The sequence below is a fragment of the Bacillus cereus genome (assembly GCF_002577405.1).
In the GTDB taxonomy this organism is placed as follows: domain Bacteria; phylum Bacillota; class Bacilli; order Bacillales; family Bacillaceae_G; genus Bacillus_A; species Bacillus_A cereus_AU.
The window spans coordinates 129,262-147,214 of the sequence record NZ_NULR01000006.1 but is presented as its reverse complement, the minus strand read 5'-3'; the positions used below and the strand labels follow the sequence as shown (position 1 = coordinate 147,214).

Below are 17,953 nucleotides of genomic sequence, written 5' to 3'. Positions count from 1 at the left end.
TAAAATGGAGATAGTTTATGAAGATTTCAAAGAGGCGTTATCCAAAATAAAACTGCTACGAGAAAGCGCTAATATAATAGAAGAAACTGTTCAAAGAAATGTTAGAGAAATTGTTCAAAATGTAAGAGAGAGTAAGGATGAGGCTTTATCTTTGTACACAAAAAAGTTTGATGGTGTGGAGATTACAAATTTTCGTGTAAGTGAGGAAGAAATAGAACAAGCAAGTATGTTTGTAGAGCATTCTTTTTTAGAAGCGTTACAAGAGGCGAAGAAAAATATTATCTCGTATCACGAAAAGCAAAAAAGGCAATCTATGTTCGATTGCGTGAGTGAAGGGGTAATTAGAGGACAGCTCATTCGGCCGTTAGAAAATGTAGGTGTGTATGTGCCGGGCGGGACGGCTTCTTATCCTTCATCAGTATTAATGAATGTATTGCCAGCAAAACTCGCAGGAGTGAAAAAAATTGTAATGGTAACACCGCCGAGAAAAGGAGGAATTGATCCGCATATTTTAGCTGCCGCAAACCTTGCGGGGGTAGATGAAATTTATATGGTTGGTGGTGCGCAAGCAATTGCTGCTTTAGCATATGGAACAGAAACGATTCCTAAAGTAGATAAAATAGTTGGACCTGGGAACTTGTATGTCGCTCTAGCAAAACGAGAAGTATACGGAATAGTAAATATTGATATGATTGCTGGACCGTCAGAAATTGTAGTTATCGCAGATGAAACAGGAAATGCCAAGTATATTGCTGCTGATTTATTATCACAGGCAGAGCATGATGAAAGAGCGACTGCTATTTGTATTACAACAAATGTACAGCTTGCTAAAGAAATAGAAAGAGAAATAGAAAAACAGTTAGGGACATTACCACGCAGTGAAATCGCTCGTGAATCCATAAAAAGAAATGGATCAATTTGTATTGTTCCTTCTTTAGAAGAGGCATTTCAATTATCAAATGAAATTGCTCCAGAACATTTAGAGTTACACATAAAAGAGCCAATGAATGCTCTAGCTTATGTAAAGCATGCAGGTTCCATTTTTCTTGGTCCATATGCACCTGAACCACTCGGTGATTATTTGGCAGGGCCGAATCACGTATTACCGACAAGTGGAACGGCAAGATTTTTCTCTCCGTTGTCAGTCGATGATTTTGTGAAAAAATCAAGCTTCGTTTCTTATACGAAAGAAGCGTTAAAAAGTGTACAGCAACATATTGTAGAACTTGCAAATAAAGAGGGGTTACATGCGCACGCGAGAGCGATCCAAATTAGATTTGAGGAGGAAGAATAATGAGGCAGTCGAGTCAAGTACGTGAGACGACAGAAACAAAAATTAAATTAAGTTTGCATCTTGATAAGAGTACGAATGTTTCTGTTCAAACGGGAGTTGGTTTCTTTGATCATATGCTAACTTTATTTGCACGGCATGGAAGGTTTGGTTTGCAAGTTGAAGCTGAAGGTGATGTGTTTGTCGACGCTCATCATACAGTTGAAGATGTTGGAATTGTACTCGGAAATTGCTTGAAAGAAGCATTGCAAAATAAAGAGGGGATTAATAGGTACGGATCTGCATATGTACCGATGGATGAGTCCTTAGGTTTTGTCGCAATTGATATAAGTGGTCGCTCATATTGTGTGTTTCAAGGAGAATTAACAAATCCGAAGCTCGGAGATTTTGACACAGAATTAACGGAAGAGTTTTTTAGAGCAGTTGCTCATGCTGCAAATATTACGTTACATGCTCGCATTTTATACGGAAGTAATACACATCACAAAATTGAAGCTTTATTTAAAGCATTTGGTCGAGCGCTTAGAGAGGCAGTTGAAAAAAATGCCAACATTACTGGGGTAAATTCAACGAAGGGGATGTTGTAATTGATTGCCATTATAGATTATGGAATGGGAAATATTCGTAGTGTAGAACAAGCATTAAAATATGTTGGAGCAGAGTACATCGTAACAGATGATACAGAAGAGATATTAAGAAGTGATGGAGTGATTTTACCAGGAGTAGGTGCATTTCCGAAAGCGATGGACGTTCTAGAAGAAAAAGATTTATCATGTGTGTTAAAAGAAGTTGGGGGTTCAGGGAAACCGCTTCTGGGTATTTGCTTAGGCATGCAACTTTTATTTGAAAAAAGTGAGGAATTAAAAGACTGTAACGGATTAAATTTATTGCCAGGTGTCGTTCGAAAGTTAAAAGTTCCTTATAAAATCCCGCATATGGGGTGGAATGAATTAAAGAAAGAAAGAGAAATTCCGCTTTGGAATGGGATAGAAGACGGTTCCTTCGTATATTATGTTCACTCTTATTATGCAGATTGTCCGAATGAAATTTTGTGCGGGGCAAGTGATTATGGAGTGCGAGTACCTGGTTTTGTAGCAAAAGGAAATATATTCGGCGCACAGTTTCATCCTGAAAAAAGTGGCGAAATTGGCATGCAAATATTTAAAAATTTTAAAGGAGTGGTAGAAGCATGGAGATCTTCCCAGCTATCGATTTAAAAGAAGGACGATGCGTGAGGCTTTATCAGGGAGAGTTTAGTAAAGAAACGGTGATGAATGAAGATCCGGTTGCGCAAGCGATCATATTTGAAAAGCTAGGAGCGAAAATACTACACATTGTTGATTTAGACGGTGCAATTGCTGGGGAGTCATTAAATTTGCCCGTCATTGAAAACATTTGCAGGGCGGTACGTATTCCAGTGCAAGTTGGAGGGGGAGTTCGGTCACTTGCAGCAGTAGAGAAGTTATTATTAGTCGGTGTAGAAAAAGTGATTTTAGGAACAGCTGCCCTTTATGATAAGTCATTTTTAGAAGAATCAGTTCGTCTATATAAAGAGAAAATCATTGTTGGAATTGACGCGAAAAATGGTTTCGTAGCAACGAGAGGCTGGCTTGATGTATCTGAAATTTCTTACATTAATTTAGCGAAGCAAATGGAAAGTTTAGGTGTTCAAACGATTGTATTTACAGATATCTCGAAAGACGGGACACTTACAGGACCAAATTTTGAACAATTAGAGTTACTACAAAAAAGCGTGAGTGTTCGTCTCATTGCCTCTGGAGGAGTAGCATCTATTCAAGATGTAAAAAAATTAAATGATATGAATATATATGGCGTCATAATTGGAAAGGCACTTTACGAGAAAACGATTGATTTAGAAGAAGTGTTACAGGTAACAAAGTTATGTTAGCGAAACGGATTATTCCATGTCTAGATGTAAAAGAAGGGCGGGTAGTAAAGGGTGTAAATTTTATAGGGCTACGAGACGTTGGTGATCCTGTTGAGATAGCTGCTGTATATAATGATGCGGGAGCGGATGAAATTGTATTTTTAGACATTACTGCGACACATGAAGGCCGCAAGACGATTATAGATGTTGTAGAAAAAACGGCTTCAAAAGTGTTTATTCCTCTTACAGTTGGCGGTGGGATTTCAAATGTTAAAGATATGTACAATTTACTAAGAGCTGGAGCTGATAAAGTTTCAATAAACTCAGCGGCAGTGAGAAATCCACAGCTAATCAAAGAAGGAGCGGAACACTTTGGATCGCAATGTATTGTTGTGGCAATTGATGCTAGAAAAGTAGCAGAAGATAAATGGAATGTATACGTCAACGGCGGAAGAGTTGATACGGGAATGGATGCAATTGTATGGGCGAAGCGCGTTGTTAAGCTCGGAGCAGGAGAAATTTTGTTAACGAGTATGGATGCAGATGGAACGAAAAATGGATACGATCTTCGTTTAACAGAGGCAATTTCAAAAAGCGTTTCCGTTCCAGTCATCGCATCAGGGGGATGTGGTCATGCGGATCATATTATAGAAGTATTTCAAAAGACAACAGTTGACGCAGCATTAGCAGCATCAATCTTTCACTATGGTGAAGCGACTGTACAGGATGTGAAAAGGAAATTAAGAGAAGCAAATGTTGAGGTGCGGTTATGAAACCTAACTTTTCAAAAGGATTGATACCAGCTGTTGTTATCGAGGAAGATACGAAAGAAGTTTTAATGTTAGCTTATATGAATGAAGAAGCGTATGAAAAGACGCTAGAAACGAAAAAAACATGGTTTTATTCCCGTTCGAGACAATCGTTATGGAATAAAGGAGGTACATCCGGAAACGTCCAATATGTTCAATCCTTGTATTTAGACTGTGATCAAGATTCAATCGTTGTTGTCGTAAAGCAAGTAGGACCTGCTTGTCATACGGGAGAGAAAACGTGTTTTCATTACAAAATTATATAGGGGGATACATATGGAAAATGTCTTTAAGTTATTGTACGAAACAATTGAGGAACGAAAAGAAAATCCACTTCCTGAATCTTATACAAATTATTTATTCTCAAAAGGAGAAGATAAAATTTTAAAGAAAATTGGTGAGGAGTGTACTGAAGTAATCATTGCTTCTAAAAATAACGATAAAGAAGAACTAGTAAAAGAAATGGTCGATGTGTTGTATCACTGTTTTGTTCTATTAGCTGAAAAAAATATTGCACTGGAAGATGTCATGCGAGAAGTGAAAGAAAGAAATGGAAAGCTTTCGAGAGTAGGAGATCGAAAAGAAATAGATACATTATAAGGGGGAATACATATGAAAGTGGATTATCACCTTCATTTAGAAGAAGGACCTTATTCAATAGGGTGGCTCGCTAAAATAAATGAGGCTCTGGAATATTATGAGCCGCTTCAAGAAGAAAGGCATTCTATCGATTGGCTTATGAAAACACAAGAGCGTTTGCAAAGACGTGTGAAGGAAGGGCCGTTTACAGCAAAGTGGATTGATTTATATTTAGAAGAAGCGTTGCGAAAAGGTATAAAAGAAGTTGGCATTGTTGATCATTTCTATCGTTTTCATGAGGCGAAAGGATATTATGAAAAATATGTAGATATTAGTGATTCAAAGCTTGGTCGTTTACAGAAGGAATGGTTAGACCAAGTAAGAGTAGTTTCACTATATGATTTTACAAAGGCAATTGAAGAGGCGAAAGAACGATGGAGTAAACGGGGGGTAACACTAAAACTGGGAATTGAAGCGGATTATTTCATTGGTGGTGAAAACGAGTTAAAAGAATTATTAGCATTAGGAAACTTTGATTATGTAATTGGTTCTGTTCATTTTCTAAACGGTTGGGGATTTGATAATCCAGATACGAAAGAATATTTTGAGGAGCATGACTTACATGCGCTATATGATACTTTTTTCAAAACAGTTGAGAGTGCAGTTCGCTCCGAGTTATTTGATATTATAGCTCATCTTGATAACATAAAAGTATTTAATTATCGATTGGATGAGAATGAACAGCTTTCTTATTATAAAGAAATTGCACGTGCATTAGTAGAAACGAATACCGCAACAGAAGTAAATGCAGGATTGTACTATCGCTATCCTGTTCGTGAAATGTGTCCAAGTCCACTATATTTACAAGTGTTAGCTAAATATGGAGTTCCAATTACGATTTCTTCGGATGCTCATTATCCGAATGATCTAGGGAAATACGTAAAAGAAAATGTGCACACATTACAGGCTCACGGTATTACTCAAATCGCAACATTTTCGAAACGAGTAAGAGTAATGAGACAACTTGAAGAAGAAGTAACAATTTCAAAATAAAACACGATTTTTTGATGAAAACCACCCTTTTTGTTCAAAATAAGAAAGAATGAAAAGGAGGGTGAAAAATGGTGAAACAACAAAATAAACAAAACGTACAAGCAACAGATCAAGCGACAGATCAAGTGACAGATCAAGCTTATACTTCTGAAACGAATAATACAGCTAACTCAGTTATCGAGGAACAAATTAGCGATACAGTTGCAGAAGGAACAATTGATGCGAAGCTTGGAAAAGAATCGCAAGAGAAAGCGTAAGAAGAGAGGAGAGATGAATCTCCTCTTTTCTTATGTGAAAAAATGACGATTTTCAAAACTATAATCAAATTCCTTGGTTTTTATATGTAGATTTCTTACAATGAAATATAAGAGATAACTTATTTTGCATAGAAGAGGTGTTAGTAGTGGCGAAAATATTAGTTGCAGGGAAAATTCCAGAAATCGGATTAGAACTATTAAAGGATCATGATGTAGAAATGTACGATAAAAAGGAGTTAATTTCTTTAGATGAATTAACAGAGCGTGTAAAAGATAAAGATGCATTGTTAAGTTTACTTTCGACAAAGGTGCCAAAAGAAGTTATTGATGCAGCGCCTCATTTAAAGATTGTTGCAAACTACGGTGCTGGTTACGACAATATTGATTTCACGTATGCAGGAGAAAAAGGGATTGCAGTATCGAATACACCGAAAGTATCAACTGAAGCGACAGCAGAATTAACATTTGCACTTCTTTTAGCAGCGGCACGTAGAATTCCTGAAGGGGATACATTATGTCGTACAACTGGATTTAACGGATGGGCACCATTATTTTTCTTGGGGCGCGAAGTGCACGGTAAGACAATTGGAATTATTGGTCTTGGAGAAATCGGGAAGGCAGTTGCAAAGCGTGCGAAAGCATTTGGAATGAATGTTTTATATACAGGACCAAATCGTAAGCCTGAAGCGGAAAGTGAACTGGGCGCAACATATGTGACATTGGAAGAATTATTACAAACAGCAGATTTTATTACAATTAACTGTGCTTATAATCCGAAGTTACATCATATGATCGATGAAGAACAGTTTAAAATGATGAAGAAAACAGCATATATTGTAAATGCTTCCCGTGGACCAATTATGAATGAAGCGGCACTTGCTCATGCATTAAAAACGAATGAAATTGAGGGCGCAGCTCTTGATGTGTTTGAATTTGAACCGAAAATTACAGAGGAGCTAAAGGGATTAAATAATGTTGTGCTCGCTCCTCATGTAGGAAATGCAACATTTGAAACTCGTGATGCGATGGCTGAAATGGCTGTAAGAAATATTTTAGCTGTATTAAATGGTGAAGAACCAGTAACACCTGTAAATCAAAAAGTATTAGTTACAAAATAAAAAGAAACCTTCCAATTTCGGAAGGTTTCTTTTTATTTTTCTTTATTTTCTTTTTTAGATGGTCTTTGTCTAAGAAATTGAGATAGCATATACAAAATATATAGTGGAATGGCAATGAATAAGAAAACAGAAAAATTACCAAAACCTGTTTGGTACATTGTGATAATGCTTCCAACTAAAAATAGTGTAATAATGATGCTATATCGTGGAATTGGTACATCTTTTAAACTTGGGATACGAATGCGGCTCACCATTAAAAATGCGAACGTTACAAATACTGTAATAAGAACGATTTTTGGAATGGTATCTGAAAATAATGTTAGGAAAGCGACAAGCCCTCCTGCTGCAGTAATCGGAACTCCAGTGAAATACTTCATTGAAGTAGAAGATGGTGTTACATTAAATCGTGCTAAACGATATGCTCCGAAAAGGGGGAATAATCCCGCTATGTATAGTCCGATGATTCCGTAGTTGGAGAAAGATGTGTAATACATTAAAACAGCAGGTGCTGCGCCAAATGTTACAACATCTGCAAGTGAATCAAGCTCTTTTCCCATTTGTGAATCAACGCGTAATAAACGAGCAACACGCCCATCAAGACTATCTAACATCATCCCGATAAGTACTAAAATAGCAGCTGATTTATAATATCCTAAAGATGCATAGCCGATTGATAAAAATCCGCTATATAAATTTCCGAGCGTAAATAAGTTTGGAATAGCTGCTCTATACAAAATCTGATCCCTTGCTTTCTTTAATGAATTCTTAATTAGTGTATGAAAGTTTACTCATTTTATCATACCATAAATTTATTCTTCATACGAAAGAAATTCCCAATTTGTGAAAGATTTCATAGAGGAACAATTTGAAAGATAAGTAAAAAAAGGAAGCAACTTTTCTAAAGTTGCTTCCTACACTATTCAAATTTCGTTGTCATCGTTCCAGTTTTATATCGATTGTTAGGATCGAATCGTAATAAATCTCCATAAATTAGTTTGTCAGAGAATTTTAATTCTGTTTTTGCTTTTTCAATATATGGCTGACAAAGTGTTAAATTAGTTTCTTCGCCCGTACTTCTTTTATAGCACATATTTTTTGTATAAACATAATCTTCCGAAACAAAACTACCATCGCGCATTACCATAAGTGGATCTTTTTCTTTTATAAATAAGTCAGTTCCAAATTCAACTGATTGATTCGTTTTAATACCAAGTAAATGAAGCAGCGTCGGTTTAATATCGATTTGACCGGATACTTTAGAAATGACTTTTCCTTCTTGACCAGGCACATGAATAATGAGAGGGACGCGTTGTAATTGCATAGCATCAAACGGTGTAATAGCGTCTTTCCCAAGGAACTGAGCCATAGCTGCGTTATGGTTTTCGGAAATACCGTAATGATCACCATAAATGACAATAACGGAATTGTCGTACAGTCCTTCTGCCTTTAATTGATTAATAAATGATTTAAGAGCTTCATCCGTGTAACGAACTGTTGGGAAGTAGCGGTTTAAAACATCACTTTCCGAATTAAACTCATCAACATATTGATCTTCTGGATTTAGAAGAAACGGAAAATGGTTTGTTAAAGTAATAAATTTTGTATAGAACGGCTCTGGTAAAGATTTTAGTTTTGGAATAGATTGTTCAAAGAACTCTTTATCTTTTAATCCCCAACCGACAGACATTTGTTCTGTGCCTACGTAGTCATTTAAATTAAAGTAACGATCATATCCAAGCGCAGGGTACATTACATCACGATTCCAAAACGCTTTATCGTTTGAATGGAAGACAGCAGAAGAATATCCGTATTTCTTTAATTGTTCTGGTGTGGCTGTATATTCATTTGTTGCATGAGTAAAGAACACAGAACCACGATCTAACGGGTAAAGTGAGTTTTCCACGATAAATTCAGCATCAGAAGTTTTACCTTGTCCAGTTTGATGATAGAAGTTATCGAAATAAAAACTATCTTTAATAAATTCGTTTAAAAATGGAGTGATTTCTTTTCCATTTATTTTTTTATTAATAACAAAATTTTGTGTAGATTCCATTGAAATTAAAATTACATTTTTTCCTTTTGCAGCTCCAAATAAGTTTTTATCAACTTGCTTATTTTTTGCGTCAGTATAGTTTTTAATTTCAGAGAATTCGTCCCCACTTGCAAATACACGTTCAGCTGACGATTTAGATTGAAGTGTAATATCAAATAGGTGATATGTGTATAAACCTAAATTTTTCACGACAGTTTGACGGTCAAATGAGCGTGAGAACATTTGTGGCTTATAAATAACTGAAACAACGATTTGCAGTGCTAATAGAGCTGTTACACCACTAAAGAAAGTGCGCTTTTCAGATCGTGAAAGTGGTGTTTTGTCACAAAATGCCGGGAATTTACGTGATATAAATATTAAAATAATTGCATCCGCAAATAAAAGTAATGTTTTATACGTAAAGAGTTCTTTAATGCTCGTTCCTAAATCAGCCATGTTATTTGTTTGGAATAAAACGGGGAACGTAACGAAATCATCATAAAACCCGTAAAACATTGCATTTCCAAATAAAATAAATGACAGAACGAAACTAATTCCGATAATAATCCGGTTTCGGTGCTTAGATGCAAGTAAGGCTAAACCGAAAAATAAAAGTAACGAAGCTAGTGGGTTAATAAAAAGCATAAATTCTTCAAAGAAGTTATCAATTCTAATATCGAATGCTAGCTTGTACACAATATATGTTTTAATCCATAATAAAACGACTGCAACGAGTGCAAATCGTAATTTTGGAAACAGATGTTGTAGCATAATATACTCCTCTCTTAAAAGCATGACAGTTCTTGTAAACCCCTTTGAATAGGGCCTCACTTTATATATACGAACAGTCCTTTATTATTATGATTATTATACTATGAGTATCATTATACGAAAATAAAAGCGGGTTGTGGGCTTTTTTTGCAACAATTGAGTAGAAAAAGCGAAGTGGGAGACAATAAAATGGAATTTCTATGTGCGATTATTATCATTCGTTAAACATAGAAAGTATCGCGTAATGGTACGGAGGTTATGATGCGAAAATTATTATATCTTATAGTATGCATTAGTTTTGTGCTTTTTGTTTCACCGAGTGTATCAGTAGCACAATATGATGCACCGCTCATGGAAGATGCTCTTTATTCTGTGTTATTTCCAAAAATAAATGAAGCGATTGAGAAACAATATGGAAAATTAAAACCGTTTGATTGTCCTAAAATTATTAGTTTAAAAAAACTTTATAGCGGTACATATTTATTTCAAGCAGTAATTGAAATAACGAAATATGAATCAGGAATAGGTGGTAAAGTACTTCCTCCGTTTGAGAAGATAAGTATGACATTTAACAATGAAGAAGGAGAATGGACTATTACAAAAATATCTATAAAGCGCTTACCAAATGATACGAAACTGAACTGTAAAAAACCAATGTAAAAAATTGTTTGACAAATAAAATGGTCCTTTGGTATTGTTAATAGCAACAATTAGATGTTTGAAAATTAAATAGACTTACCTCATCTACTCTCAAAGGTAGAGGCCGCGATAGGAAAAAGTAAGCTATGGGAGATTTAGTGGAATCTGTGATCATAGGTTGAAAGGGACTATTGCCGAAATATAAGAATGACCACCTTATTCATATATTGGGACTACATTGAATAAATGTAGTACTGTCATAAGATTTATTTTATGGAGAGCTATTTGGAGATGTTGATGCGGTTTCTTATTTTGAGAAGATAACAACTCGTTTATTTTTTCAATATATATTTTTCCTAATAAGAAACGCGTGTGAACATTGTTCCGCGCGTTTTTTGTCTATCTAAAAGCGTGCTGCAATGAATAGAAGATTGGGGTTATGAGTTTTAGAGGAAATAAGGGAGGAATTCAAATGTATTTACACGGCACAAGCCGAATCAATGGGCAAGGACACTTAGAAATTGGAGGGTGCGATACGACGCAGTTAGCAAAACAATACGGAACACCACTTTATGTATACGATGAAGAGTCTATTCGTGGGAAATGTCGTGCGTTTCATCGCGCTTTTAAAGAAAGTGGTTTCTCTTATCAAGTAGCATATGCTAGCAAGGCGTTCTTGTGCATGGAAATGTGCCGAGTAGCTCGTGAAGAGAATATGTCTTTAGATGTTGTTTCTGGAGGAGAGTTATATACTGCGCTCCAAGCAGGATTTCCGGCACCGCGCATTCATTTTCACGGAAATAATAAAACAGAAGAAGAAATGATTATGGCTCTTCAGGCGAATATTGGTTGTTTTGTAGTAGATAATTTCTTAGAATTAGAAATTTTACATGATTTAGCAGTGCAACATGGAAAATTTGTAAACATACTAATCCGTGTAACGCCAGGAGTAGAGGCACATACACACGAATATATAACAACAGGTCAAGAGGATTCGAAATTTGGATTTGGTGTTTCAAATGGTCAAGCGATGCAAGCAATTGAGCTTGCCTTGCAAAAATCAAATTATAATGTGCTAGGAATTCACTCGCACATCGGATCACAAATATTTGAAACGGCTGGATTTGTTCGAGCAATTGAAGTACTCCGCCAATTTTTAGAAGAAGTGAGAGAACGAACACATTATGTGATGAAAGTATTAAATGTGGGCGGAGGTTTCGGTATACGTTATACGGAATCAGATACACCGTTAACACTTGAAACGTATGTGCACGCTGTAACAAGTACGATAAGAGAACAATTTACAGTATGTAACTATCCATTGCCAGAAATATGGGTTGAACCAGGTCGTAGTATCGTAGGTGATGCGGGAACGACACTTTATACAGTCGGATCGGTGAAAGATATTCCTGGCATAAGGAAATATGTTTCAGTAGATGGTGGAATGACAGATAATTTAAGACCTGCCTTATATAACGCTCGTTATGAAGCGATGTTAGCGAATCGAGGGAATGATGCGAATGAGGAACTCGTTTCGATTGCTGGGAAATGCTGTGAGAGTGGAGATATGCTGATTTGGGATATTCATCTACCGAAAGTCGCTTCTTCTGATTTACTAGCAATTTCTTGCACGGGGGCATATGGGTATTCAATGGCGAATAATTATAATCGTATTCGGAGACCAGCTGTCGTCTTTGCAAAAGGTGGGACATCACAAATTGTTGTAGAGCGTGAAACATATGAAAATATTATCGGGAACGATCGCATACGTATTAAAGAGCTGGTGTGAATGAGAAAGAAGGAGTTGTCTAGTAAAGGCAACTCCTTTAAAAAAAAAAGAAAAATAATTAAATATATCGGAAAACTAGGATTGAAAAAAATCTGAATTGTGATAAAATACAAATACAAAGCTTATCAAGAGAAGCGGAGGGAACTGGCCCGACGAAGCTCGGCAACCTGCTTATAGAAAGCAAGGTGCTAAATCCAGCAAAATGGAATCCATTTTGAAAGATAAGGTAAAATATATTACCGAACAGTCTTTTCGAAATGGGAAAGATTTTTTTTATGAATAAAAGGGGGGCTGTTCGCGTGAGCGTACGGGAGCATTTTGATGAAGTGTCTGAGAAGATTCAAGCGATGCTTGCTGATATGAAATATGGTTCAATTACAATTGTTGTTCAAGATGGAAAAGTCATTCAATTAGAGAAAAGTGAAAAAGTACGTTTAAAGTAAAAAGCGCTGACTAGAAAAACTAGAGGCGGTTTTAATCTATTTTATTAGGTTAAAACCGTCTTTTTGCTTTTACAGGGGGAAAAAATATGTTGACGTATGAAACGTGGGAAGAAAATAGCGTTTCATTTTCAGAAGAAGATGAAACGAAAGGCGCGTTATCAGTATTAAGTTGGGCTTATAAAGAATATAAAGATGAAATTGTATACGCATGTAGCTTTGGAGTGGAGGGTATGGTGTTACTACATCTTATAAACCAAGTAAATCCATCTGCTAAAGTTGTATTTTTGGATACAAATGTTCATTTTCAAGAAACGTATGAATTAATTCAAAAGGTGAAGGAACGATTTCCTTCATTAAATATTATAGAAAAACAGCCAGAACTTACACTTGAAGAACAGGCGAAGCTTCATGGAGAAAAATTGTGGGAAAGTAATCCGAACCTTTGCTGTAAAATTAGAAAAATTTTACCTTTAGAAAAATCATTAGCAAATGAAAAGGCGTGGATATCAGGTTTAAGAAGGGAACAATCCGAGACACGTAAACATACAAGATTTGTGAATCAAGATCATCGTTTTCAATCTATTAAAATTTGTCCGCTCATTCATTGGACTTGGAAAGAAGTTTGGCGATATGTATACAAACATAGTTTGCCATATAATCCACTGCATGATGTTGGGTATCCAAGTATTGGGTGTGAAAAATGTACATTGCCTGTAGGAGATGGTGGTGACTCAAGAGATGGAAGATGGGCTGGGAAAATGAAGACAGAATGCGGACTCCATTTTCAATAAGATAGATCTTGAAATAACTCTAAGAAGGGATATAAAAAGATGAGTACAACAAATAAATTAGTAAACCGTATTGATGAAACATATGACATATCGAACATTGTCAAAGAAATTGAGCTAGACAAAATTGCGCTTAGTGATTTAGAACTTCTGGCGATAGGGGGATATAGTCCACTTACAGGATTTTTAGGAAAGAGAGATTATGACTCAGTTGTAGAAACGCTTCGTTTAGTAAATGGGAGTGTTTGGAGTATACCAATTGCATTACCAGTAACAGAAGAAGAAGCGGATAGATTGAAAATTGGAGAAGAAGTAAAACTGGTTAAAGATGGAACTGTATATGGTGTTATTCAAATAGAAGATATTTTTGTGCCAGATAAAGAAAAAGAAGCGTTACTTGTATATAAAACGACGGATGAGGCTCATCCAGGAGTGAAAAAATTATATGAACGACCAAACGTTTACGTTGGAGGAGCTATTATTCTTACAAAACGCTTTGAAAATAATCAGTTTCCTTCTTATCATTTAGATCCAATTGAAACGAGGGAAGAATTTAAAAAACGTGGCTGGAAAACAGTAGTGGGATTCCAAACAAGAAACCCAGTGCATCGAGCTCATGAATATATTCAAAAGTCTGCTCTTGAAATTGTAGATGGTCTCTTTTTGAATCCGCTCGTTGGGGAAACGAAATCAGATGATATTCCTGCTGATGTAAGGATGGAAAGTTATGAAGTATTACTGCAAAATTATTATCCGGCAAATCGCGTTTTTTTAGGGGTATTTCCCGCAGCAATGCGCTATGCTGGGCCACGTGAAGCGATATTTCATGCGCTAGTAAGAAAAAATTTCGGTTGTACACATTTTATTGTAGGACGTGATCATGCTGGGGTAGGAGACTATTACGGAACATATGAAGCACAAGACATCTTTACGAATTTTACAGTAGAAGAGTTAGGGATTACACCGCTATTCTTTGAACATAGTTTTTACTGTACGAAATGTGAAGCTATGGCTTCAACGAAAACATGTCCGCACGGAAAAGAGGATCATGTCATTTTATCGGGTACGAAAGTAAGAGAGATGTTAAGAAATGGTGAGATTCCGCCAAGTACATTTAGTCGTAAAGAAGTAGTAGATGTGTTAATTAAAGGGTTAATAAAAGAAGTAGTAACAGAATAGGGAGAGAATGAGATGGATACGAATATTACTTGGCATACAGCTTCTGTTTCAAAAGATGAGAGAAGAGTGAAGAATGGGCATCATAGTTTTGTAGTTTGGTTTACTGGTTTATCGGCTTCAGGTAAATCTACCGTAGCGAATGTGGTTGCTCGGAAACTATTTGAAAAGAATATCGGAAACTATGTATTAGATGGGGATAACATTCGCCACGGTTTAAATAAAGACTTAGGTTTTTCTGAAAATGATCGCATGGAAAATATAAGGCGTATTGGCGAAGTGACGAATCTATTTGTAGATCAAGGTACTGTTGTTCTTACAGCGTTTATTTCACCGTTTCGAGTAGACCGAAAACAAGTTAGGGATTTATTAGCTGCAGATGAGTTTATAGAAGTGTTTGTGAAATGTCCAATTGAAGAGTGTGAAAAACGTGATCCAAAGGGGTTATACAAAAAAGCAAGACAAGGTGATATTAAAGAATTTACTGGTATTGATTCACCGTATGAAGAGCCGAAACAAGCAGAATTAATTGTAGAAACGCACAAGTATTCTATTGAAGAATGTGCAGAACAAATCGTGAAGTACTTACAAGAGCGTAGTTTTATATAGGGGGATTTAAAAATGAGTTATGAAAAAGTATGGGCTAACAATGAAAAATTAAATCAGACTGAGAAAAAGAAATTACAAAAAGATGGATTAGAAATTTTTAATGATATTCCTTACTATGCGGAGAATGGATTTGAATCTATTCCGAAAGAAGAGTGGGATTCCTTTAAGTGGGCGGGATTGTATTTACAACGTCCGAAAGAAGCTGGATATTTTATGATGCGTGTTAATATTCCTTCTGGGATTATTACAAATGCGCAGGCAGAAGTTCTTGCTTCTATCGCTGAGGACTATGGACGTGATGTAATCGATATTACGACAAGGCAGGCAATTCAGTTTCATTGGTTAGAAATTGGGCAAATTCCAGATATTTTTAAAAGATTAGCGAGGGTTGGATTATCTTCAGCAGGGGCGTGTGGTGATATTACACGTAATATTACAGGGAATCCACTTGCTGGAATTGATGCAAATGAACTGTTTGATACAACGCATATTGTGAAAGAGGTATATGACTACTTTCAACATAATGAAGAGTTTTCTAACTTACCACGTAAATTTAAAATGTCTATTAGTTCTAACATTTATAATTCAGCGAATGCAGAGATTAATTGTGTGGCATTTACACCTGCTACGAAAGAAATAGATGGTGAGAAAAAAGTTGGTTTTCATATAAAAGTAGGCGGAGGCTTATCAGCTCGTCCGTACTTGGCGGAAGAATTAGATGTATTCGTTTTACCAGAAGAAGTGAAGGCAGTATCGATTGCAATTGCTACTATATTCCGTGATTTTGGATATCGTGAAAAACGCCACTTAGCACGTTTGAAATTTCTTGTTGCTGACTGGGGTGCTGAGAAATTTAAAGAGAAACTACTAGAGTATACAGGACCTTTACAAAGTAAAGGAGAAAGTGCACTCAAAGGATGGAATGCAGGATACTTTTATGGCGTCCAAGACCAAAAACAAGAAGGATTAAAATATGTAGGTTTTAATGTACCGGTAGGGCGTTTACATGCAGAAGAAATGTTTGAAATTGCTAGAATTGCAAAGCAATATGGAAACGGGCAAATTCGTACTTGCAACTCACAAAACTTCATTATTCCGAATGTTCCGCCAGAAAACGTAGCAGGGTTAATTAGTGAACCGTTGTTTGAAGCGATATCTGCAAGTCCGAAATCATTTATTGGTCATGCGGTTTCATGTACAGGTATTGAATATTGTAATCTTGCACTAGTAGAAACGAAAGAAAGATTACGAAAGATTGCAGAATACTTAGATACACAAATTGCACTCGATGTTCCAGTTCGAATTCATATGGTAGGGTGCCCGAATTCATGTGGTCAACGTCAAATTGCTGACATTGGATTACAAGGGGTGAAGATGAAAACGAAGGAGAAAGGAATTGTTGAGGCTTTTGAAATATATGTAGGTGGCACATTACTGGATGGAGGAGCGTACAATCAAAAGTTGAAAGGGAAAATAGATGGTGAAGATTTACCAGATGTACTCGCATCATTTATAAACTATTTCAAAGAGAATAAGTTACCAGCTGAAACGTTTTTTGATTTTGTTGAACGTATCGGTGTAGATGCACTGCAAATAGTGTTGAATAACGTGTTAGATGAAGTTATAGCGTCTTAGGAGGGATAGTATGGATTTATATCGATTTGAAGCGGCATTAGCAAATACTATTGTTCCAATTGTTGTTGTTGCTCAAAGTGAAGAACAGGCATTTAAGCTTGCGGAGATTGAGCTCGAAAAACATTTTTTACCGTTGCCAGAAGTAAAAGAGATTTCCTTGTTTGAAAAAAAGAAGATTCGAAAAGGTGCGGCCTTTGTTATTCATGAGTAAGGAACATTGGAATACGAAGTAATGTAAACTTCCATTCATACTATAAGGATGGAAGTTTCACTTTAATAGTAGAAATGAGGCGAGATGATGGGAAAAGTATATATCGTTGGAGCGGGTCCTGGTGATCCAGAGTTAATCACTGTTAAAGGATTGAAATGTATTGAAAAAGCGGATGTTATTTTATACGACCGTCTCGTGAATAAAGAGTTGCTCTCGTACGCAAAGCCTGAAGCGGATTTAATTTATTGCGGGAAGCTCCCGAATTATCACACGATGAAGCAAGAGACGATTAACACATTTCTTATTAAATACGCAAAAAAAGGAAAGGTTGTAACGCGGTTAAAGGGCGGAGATCCGTTTGTATTTGGCAGAGGCGGAGAAGAAGCTGAAGCGCTAGCAAAGCAAGGGGTACCATTTGAAATCGTCCCAGGTATTTCGGCGGGAATAGCTGCACCTGCTTATGCTGGAATTCCAGTAACGCATCGTGAGGCAAGTGCGAGTTTTGCTATTGTGACAGGGCATAGGAAAGAAGATGCTGAAGAGGAAGTGAAGTGGGAGAATTTAGCGAAAGGTGTAGAGACTTTAGCTATATATATGGGGGTTAGTAATTTACCCTACATAAGTGAACAACTTATGAAGTATGGAAAAGATAAAAGTACACCCGCTGCTATTATTGAGCGAGGAACGACGTCTATGCAGCGTACAGTTGTCGGGACATTAGGGACAATTGTAGATGTTGCGAAAAAAGAACAAATTCAAAATCCGAGCATGATTGTAATTGGAGAAGTTGTCCGTTTTAGAGAAAAAATCCATTGGTTTGAGAAACAAACGGAAAATGCCTATCCAGTAAGCGGAGTGCTGTAAA

Annotated in this window: 21 protein-coding genes and 2 riboswitches; of the genes, 19 read left to right on the top strand and 2 right to left on the bottom strand. The window is 36.4% G+C overall.

What is annotated here, in order from left to right; genetic code table 11:
- The first annotated feature begins 4 nt into the window (after positions 1 to 4).
- From hisD to COC96_RS09015, 10 genes are all read left to right on the top strand, one after another.
- Positions 5 to 1,294 (top strand): histidinol dehydrogenase, encoded by a 1,290-nt coding sequence (hisD, locus tag COC96_RS09060; RefSeq protein WP_098267158.1) that lies wholly within the window; start codon positions 5 to 7, stop codon positions 1,292 to 1,294.
- Positions 1,294 to 1,878: an imidazoleglycerol-phosphate dehydratase HisB gene (gene hisB / locus COC96_RS09055; RefSeq protein WP_098267159.1), complete on the top strand. Its 585-nt coding sequence runs from the start codon at positions 1,294 to 1,296 to the stop codon at positions 1,876 to 1,878. Before hisD ends, hisB begins: the two co-directional genes overlap by 1 nt.
- Complete coding sequence (gene hisH, locus COC96_RS09050; RefSeq protein ID WP_098267160.1) at positions 1,879 to 2,508, top strand: imidazole glycerol phosphate synthase subunit HisH; 630 nt, start codon at positions 1,879 to 1,881, stop codon at positions 2,506 to 2,508. It begins immediately after the preceding gene.
- Positions 2,481 to 3,200, top strand: a complete 720-nt coding sequence (hisA, locus tag COC96_RS09045; protein WP_098267161.1) for a 1-(5-phosphoribosyl)-5-[(5-phosphoribosylamino)methylideneamino]imidazole-4-carboxamide isomerase — start codon at positions 2,481 to 2,483, stop codon at positions 3,198 to 3,200. The genes hisH and hisA overlap by 28 nt, the downstream gene beginning before the upstream one ends.
- Positions 3,194 to 3,952, top strand: coding sequence for an imidazoleglycerol phosphate synthase cyclase subunit (hisF, locus tag COC96_RS09040; RefSeq protein ID WP_098267162.1), 759 nt, complete (start codon positions 3,194 to 3,196; stop codon positions 3,950 to 3,952). The genes hisA and hisF overlap by 7 nt, the downstream gene beginning before the upstream one ends.
- Entirely contained in the window at positions 3,949 to 4,254 is a 306-nt protein-coding gene (hisI, locus tag COC96_RS09035) for a phosphoribosyl-AMP cyclohydrolase (protein ID WP_098267163.1), read from the top strand. The genes hisF and hisI overlap by 4 nt, the downstream gene beginning before the upstream one ends.
- 10 nt (positions 4,255 to 4,264) lie before the next feature.
- Complete coding sequence (gene hisE / locus COC96_RS09030) at positions 4,265 to 4,588, top strand: phosphoribosyl-ATP diphosphatase (RefSeq protein WP_088231660.1); 324 nt, start codon at positions 4,265 to 4,267, stop codon at positions 4,586 to 4,588.
- A gap of 12 nt (positions 4,589 to 4,600) precedes the next feature.
- Positions 4,601 to 5,620, top strand: coding sequence for a histidinol phosphate phosphatase domain-containing protein (locus tag COC96_RS09025; protein WP_098267164.1), 1,020 nt, complete (start codon positions 4,601 to 4,603; stop codon positions 5,618 to 5,620).
- Between the two features lie 68 nt (positions 5,621 to 5,688).
- Positions 5,689 to 5,877, top strand: a complete 189-nt coding sequence (locus tag COC96_RS09020; protein ID WP_098267165.1) for a DUF4025 domain-containing protein — start codon at positions 5,689 to 5,691, stop codon at positions 5,875 to 5,877.
- Positions 5,878 to 6,023: 146 nt separating this feature from the next.
- On the top strand, positions 6,024 to 6,995 hold the full coding sequence (locus COC96_RS09015) for a 2-hydroxyacid dehydrogenase family protein (RefSeq protein ID WP_098768663.1): 972 nt from the start codon (positions 6,024 to 6,026) through the stop codon (positions 6,993 to 6,995).
- A 32-nt stretch (positions 6,996 to 7,027) separates the two neighbouring features.
- Here the strand turns inward: COC96_RS09015 and pssA are convergent, their stop codons facing one another.
- Together pssA and COC96_RS09005 are read right to left on the bottom strand one after the other, a co-directional pair.
- Entirely contained in the window at positions 7,028 to 7,729 is a 702-nt protein-coding gene (gene pssA / locus COC96_RS09010; protein ID WP_098267167.1) for a CDP-diacylglycerol--serine O-phosphatidyltransferase, read from the bottom strand.
- Positions 7,730 to 7,911: 182 nt separating this feature from the next.
- Complete coding sequence (locus tag COC96_RS09005) at positions 7,912 to 9,798, bottom strand: LTA synthase family protein (RefSeq protein ID WP_098768662.1); 1,887 nt, start codon at positions 9,796 to 9,798, stop codon at positions 7,912 to 7,914.
- Between the two features lie 261 nt (positions 9,799 to 10,059).
- On the opposite strand from COC96_RS09005, the gene COC96_RS09000 reads away from it, so the two are divergent.
- From COC96_RS09000 to cobA, 9 genes are all read left to right on the top strand, one after another.
- Entirely contained in the window at positions 10,060 to 10,458 is a 399-nt protein-coding gene (locus COC96_RS09000) for a DUF3888 domain-containing protein (protein ID WP_097902384.1), read from the top strand.
- Between the two features lie 89 nt (positions 10,459 to 10,547).
- A riboswitch (Lysine riboswitch) is annotated at positions 10,548 to 10,729 on the top strand.
- 180 nt (positions 10,730 to 10,909) lie between these two features.
- The gene (gene lysA, locus COC96_RS08995; protein WP_097902383.1) at positions 10,910 to 12,226 is read left to right on the top strand and encodes a diaminopimelate decarboxylase; all 1,317 of its coding nucleotides are present in this window, start codon (positions 10,910 to 10,912) and stop codon (positions 12,224 to 12,226) included.
- 119 nt (positions 12,227 to 12,345) lie between these two features.
- A riboswitch (SAM riboswitch) is annotated at positions 12,346 to 12,454 on the top strand.
- Positions 12,455 to 12,525: 71 nt separating this feature from the next.
- Positions 12,526 to 12,669: a YezD family protein gene (locus COC96_RS08990; protein ID WP_000116159.1), complete on the top strand. Its 144-nt coding sequence runs from the start codon at positions 12,526 to 12,528 to the stop codon at positions 12,667 to 12,669.
- A gap of 86 nt (positions 12,670 to 12,755) precedes the next feature.
- On the top strand, positions 12,756 to 13,460 hold the full coding sequence (locus COC96_RS08985) for a phosphoadenylyl-sulfate reductase (protein WP_098267170.1): 705 nt from the start codon (positions 12,756 to 12,758) through the stop codon (positions 13,458 to 13,460).
- A 39-nt stretch (positions 13,461 to 13,499) separates the two neighbouring features.
- Entirely contained in the window at positions 13,500 to 14,636 is a 1,137-nt protein-coding gene (sat, locus tag COC96_RS08980) for a sulfate adenylyltransferase (protein WP_098267171.1), read from the top strand.
- Positions 14,637 to 14,648: 12 nt separating this feature from the next.
- Complete coding sequence (cysC, locus tag COC96_RS08975; protein WP_098768660.1) at positions 14,649 to 15,242, top strand: adenylyl-sulfate kinase; 594 nt, start codon at positions 14,649 to 14,651, stop codon at positions 15,240 to 15,242.
- Between the two features lie 12 nt (positions 15,243 to 15,254).
- A complete protein-coding gene (locus COC96_RS08970; RefSeq protein ID WP_098267173.1) occupies positions 15,255 to 16,877 on the top strand; it encodes a nitrite/sulfite reductase in 1,623 nt (540 codons plus the stop codon).
- Between the two features lie 10 nt (positions 16,878 to 16,887).
- On the top strand, positions 16,888 to 17,088 hold the full coding sequence (locus COC96_RS08965; protein ID WP_097902378.1) for a DUF3906 family protein: 201 nt from the start codon (positions 16,888 to 16,890) through the stop codon (positions 17,086 to 17,088).
- 87 nt (positions 17,089 to 17,175) lie between these two features.
- Positions 17,176 to 17,952, top strand: coding sequence for a uroporphyrinogen-III C-methyltransferase (gene cobA, locus COC96_RS08960; protein ID WP_098267174.1), 777 nt, complete (start codon positions 17,176 to 17,178; stop codon positions 17,950 to 17,952).
- Position 17,953: the final 1 nt, after the last annotated feature.

What these genes read in the sequence shown, in the direction of transcription:
- hisD (WP_098267158.1), top strand. Translation starts at nt 5, where the DNA reads ATGGAGATAGTTTATGAAGATTTCAAAGAGGCGTTATCCAAAATAAAA.
- hisB (WP_098267159.1), top strand. Translation starts at nt 1,294, where the DNA reads ATGAGGCAGTCGAGTCAAGTACGTGAGACGACAGAAACAAAAATTAAA.
- hisA (WP_098267161.1), top strand. Translation starts at nt 2,481, where the DNA reads ATGGAGATCTTCCCAGCTATCGATTTAAAAGAAGGACGATGCGTGAGG.
- hisF (WP_098267162.1), top strand. Translation starts at nt 3,194, where the DNA reads ATGTTAGCGAAACGGATTATTCCATGTCTAGATGTAAAAGAAGGGCGG.
- hisI (WP_098267163.1), top strand. Translation starts at nt 3,949, where the DNA reads ATGAAACCTAACTTTTCAAAAGGATTGATACCAGCTGTTGTTATCGAG.
- hisE (WP_088231660.1), top strand. Translation starts at nt 4,265, where the DNA reads ATGGAAAATGTCTTTAAGTTATTGTACGAAACAATTGAGGAACGAAAA.
- COC96_RS09025 (WP_098267164.1), top strand. Translation starts at nt 4,601, where the DNA reads ATGAAAGTGGATTATCACCTTCATTTAGAAGAAGGACCTTATTCAATA.
- COC96_RS09020 (WP_098267165.1), top strand. Translation starts at nt 5,689, where the DNA reads ATGGTGAAACAACAAAATAAACAAAACGTACAAGCAACAGATCAAGCG.
- COC96_RS09005 (WP_098768662.1), bottom strand. Translation starts at nt 9,798, where the DNA reads ATGCTACAACATCTGTTTCCAAAATTACGATTTGCACTCGTTGCAGTC.
- COC96_RS09000 (WP_097902384.1), top strand. Translation starts at nt 10,060, where the DNA reads ATGCGAAAATTATTATATCTTATAGTATGCATTAGTTTTGTGCTTTTT.
- lysA (WP_097902383.1), top strand. Translation starts at nt 10,910, where the DNA reads ATGTATTTACACGGCACAAGCCGAATCAATGGGCAAGGACACTTAGAA.
- COC96_RS08985 (WP_098267170.1), top strand. Translation starts at nt 12,756, where the DNA reads ATGTTGACGTATGAAACGTGGGAAGAAAATAGCGTTTCATTTTCAGAA.
- sat (WP_098267171.1), top strand. Translation starts at nt 13,500, where the DNA reads ATGAGTACAACAAATAAATTAGTAAACCGTATTGATGAAACATATGAC.
- cysC (WP_098768660.1), top strand. Translation starts at nt 14,649, where the DNA reads ATGGATACGAATATTACTTGGCATACAGCTTCTGTTTCAAAAGATGAG.
- COC96_RS08970 (WP_098267173.1), top strand. Translation starts at nt 15,255, where the DNA reads ATGAGTTATGAAAAAGTATGGGCTAACAATGAAAAATTAAATCAGACT.
- COC96_RS08965 (WP_097902378.1), top strand. Translation starts at nt 16,888, where the DNA reads ATGGATTTATATCGATTTGAAGCGGCATTAGCAAATACTATTGTTCCA.
- cobA (WP_098267174.1), top strand. Translation starts at nt 17,176, where the DNA reads ATGGGAAAAGTATATATCGTTGGAGCGGGTCCTGGTGATCCAGAGTTA.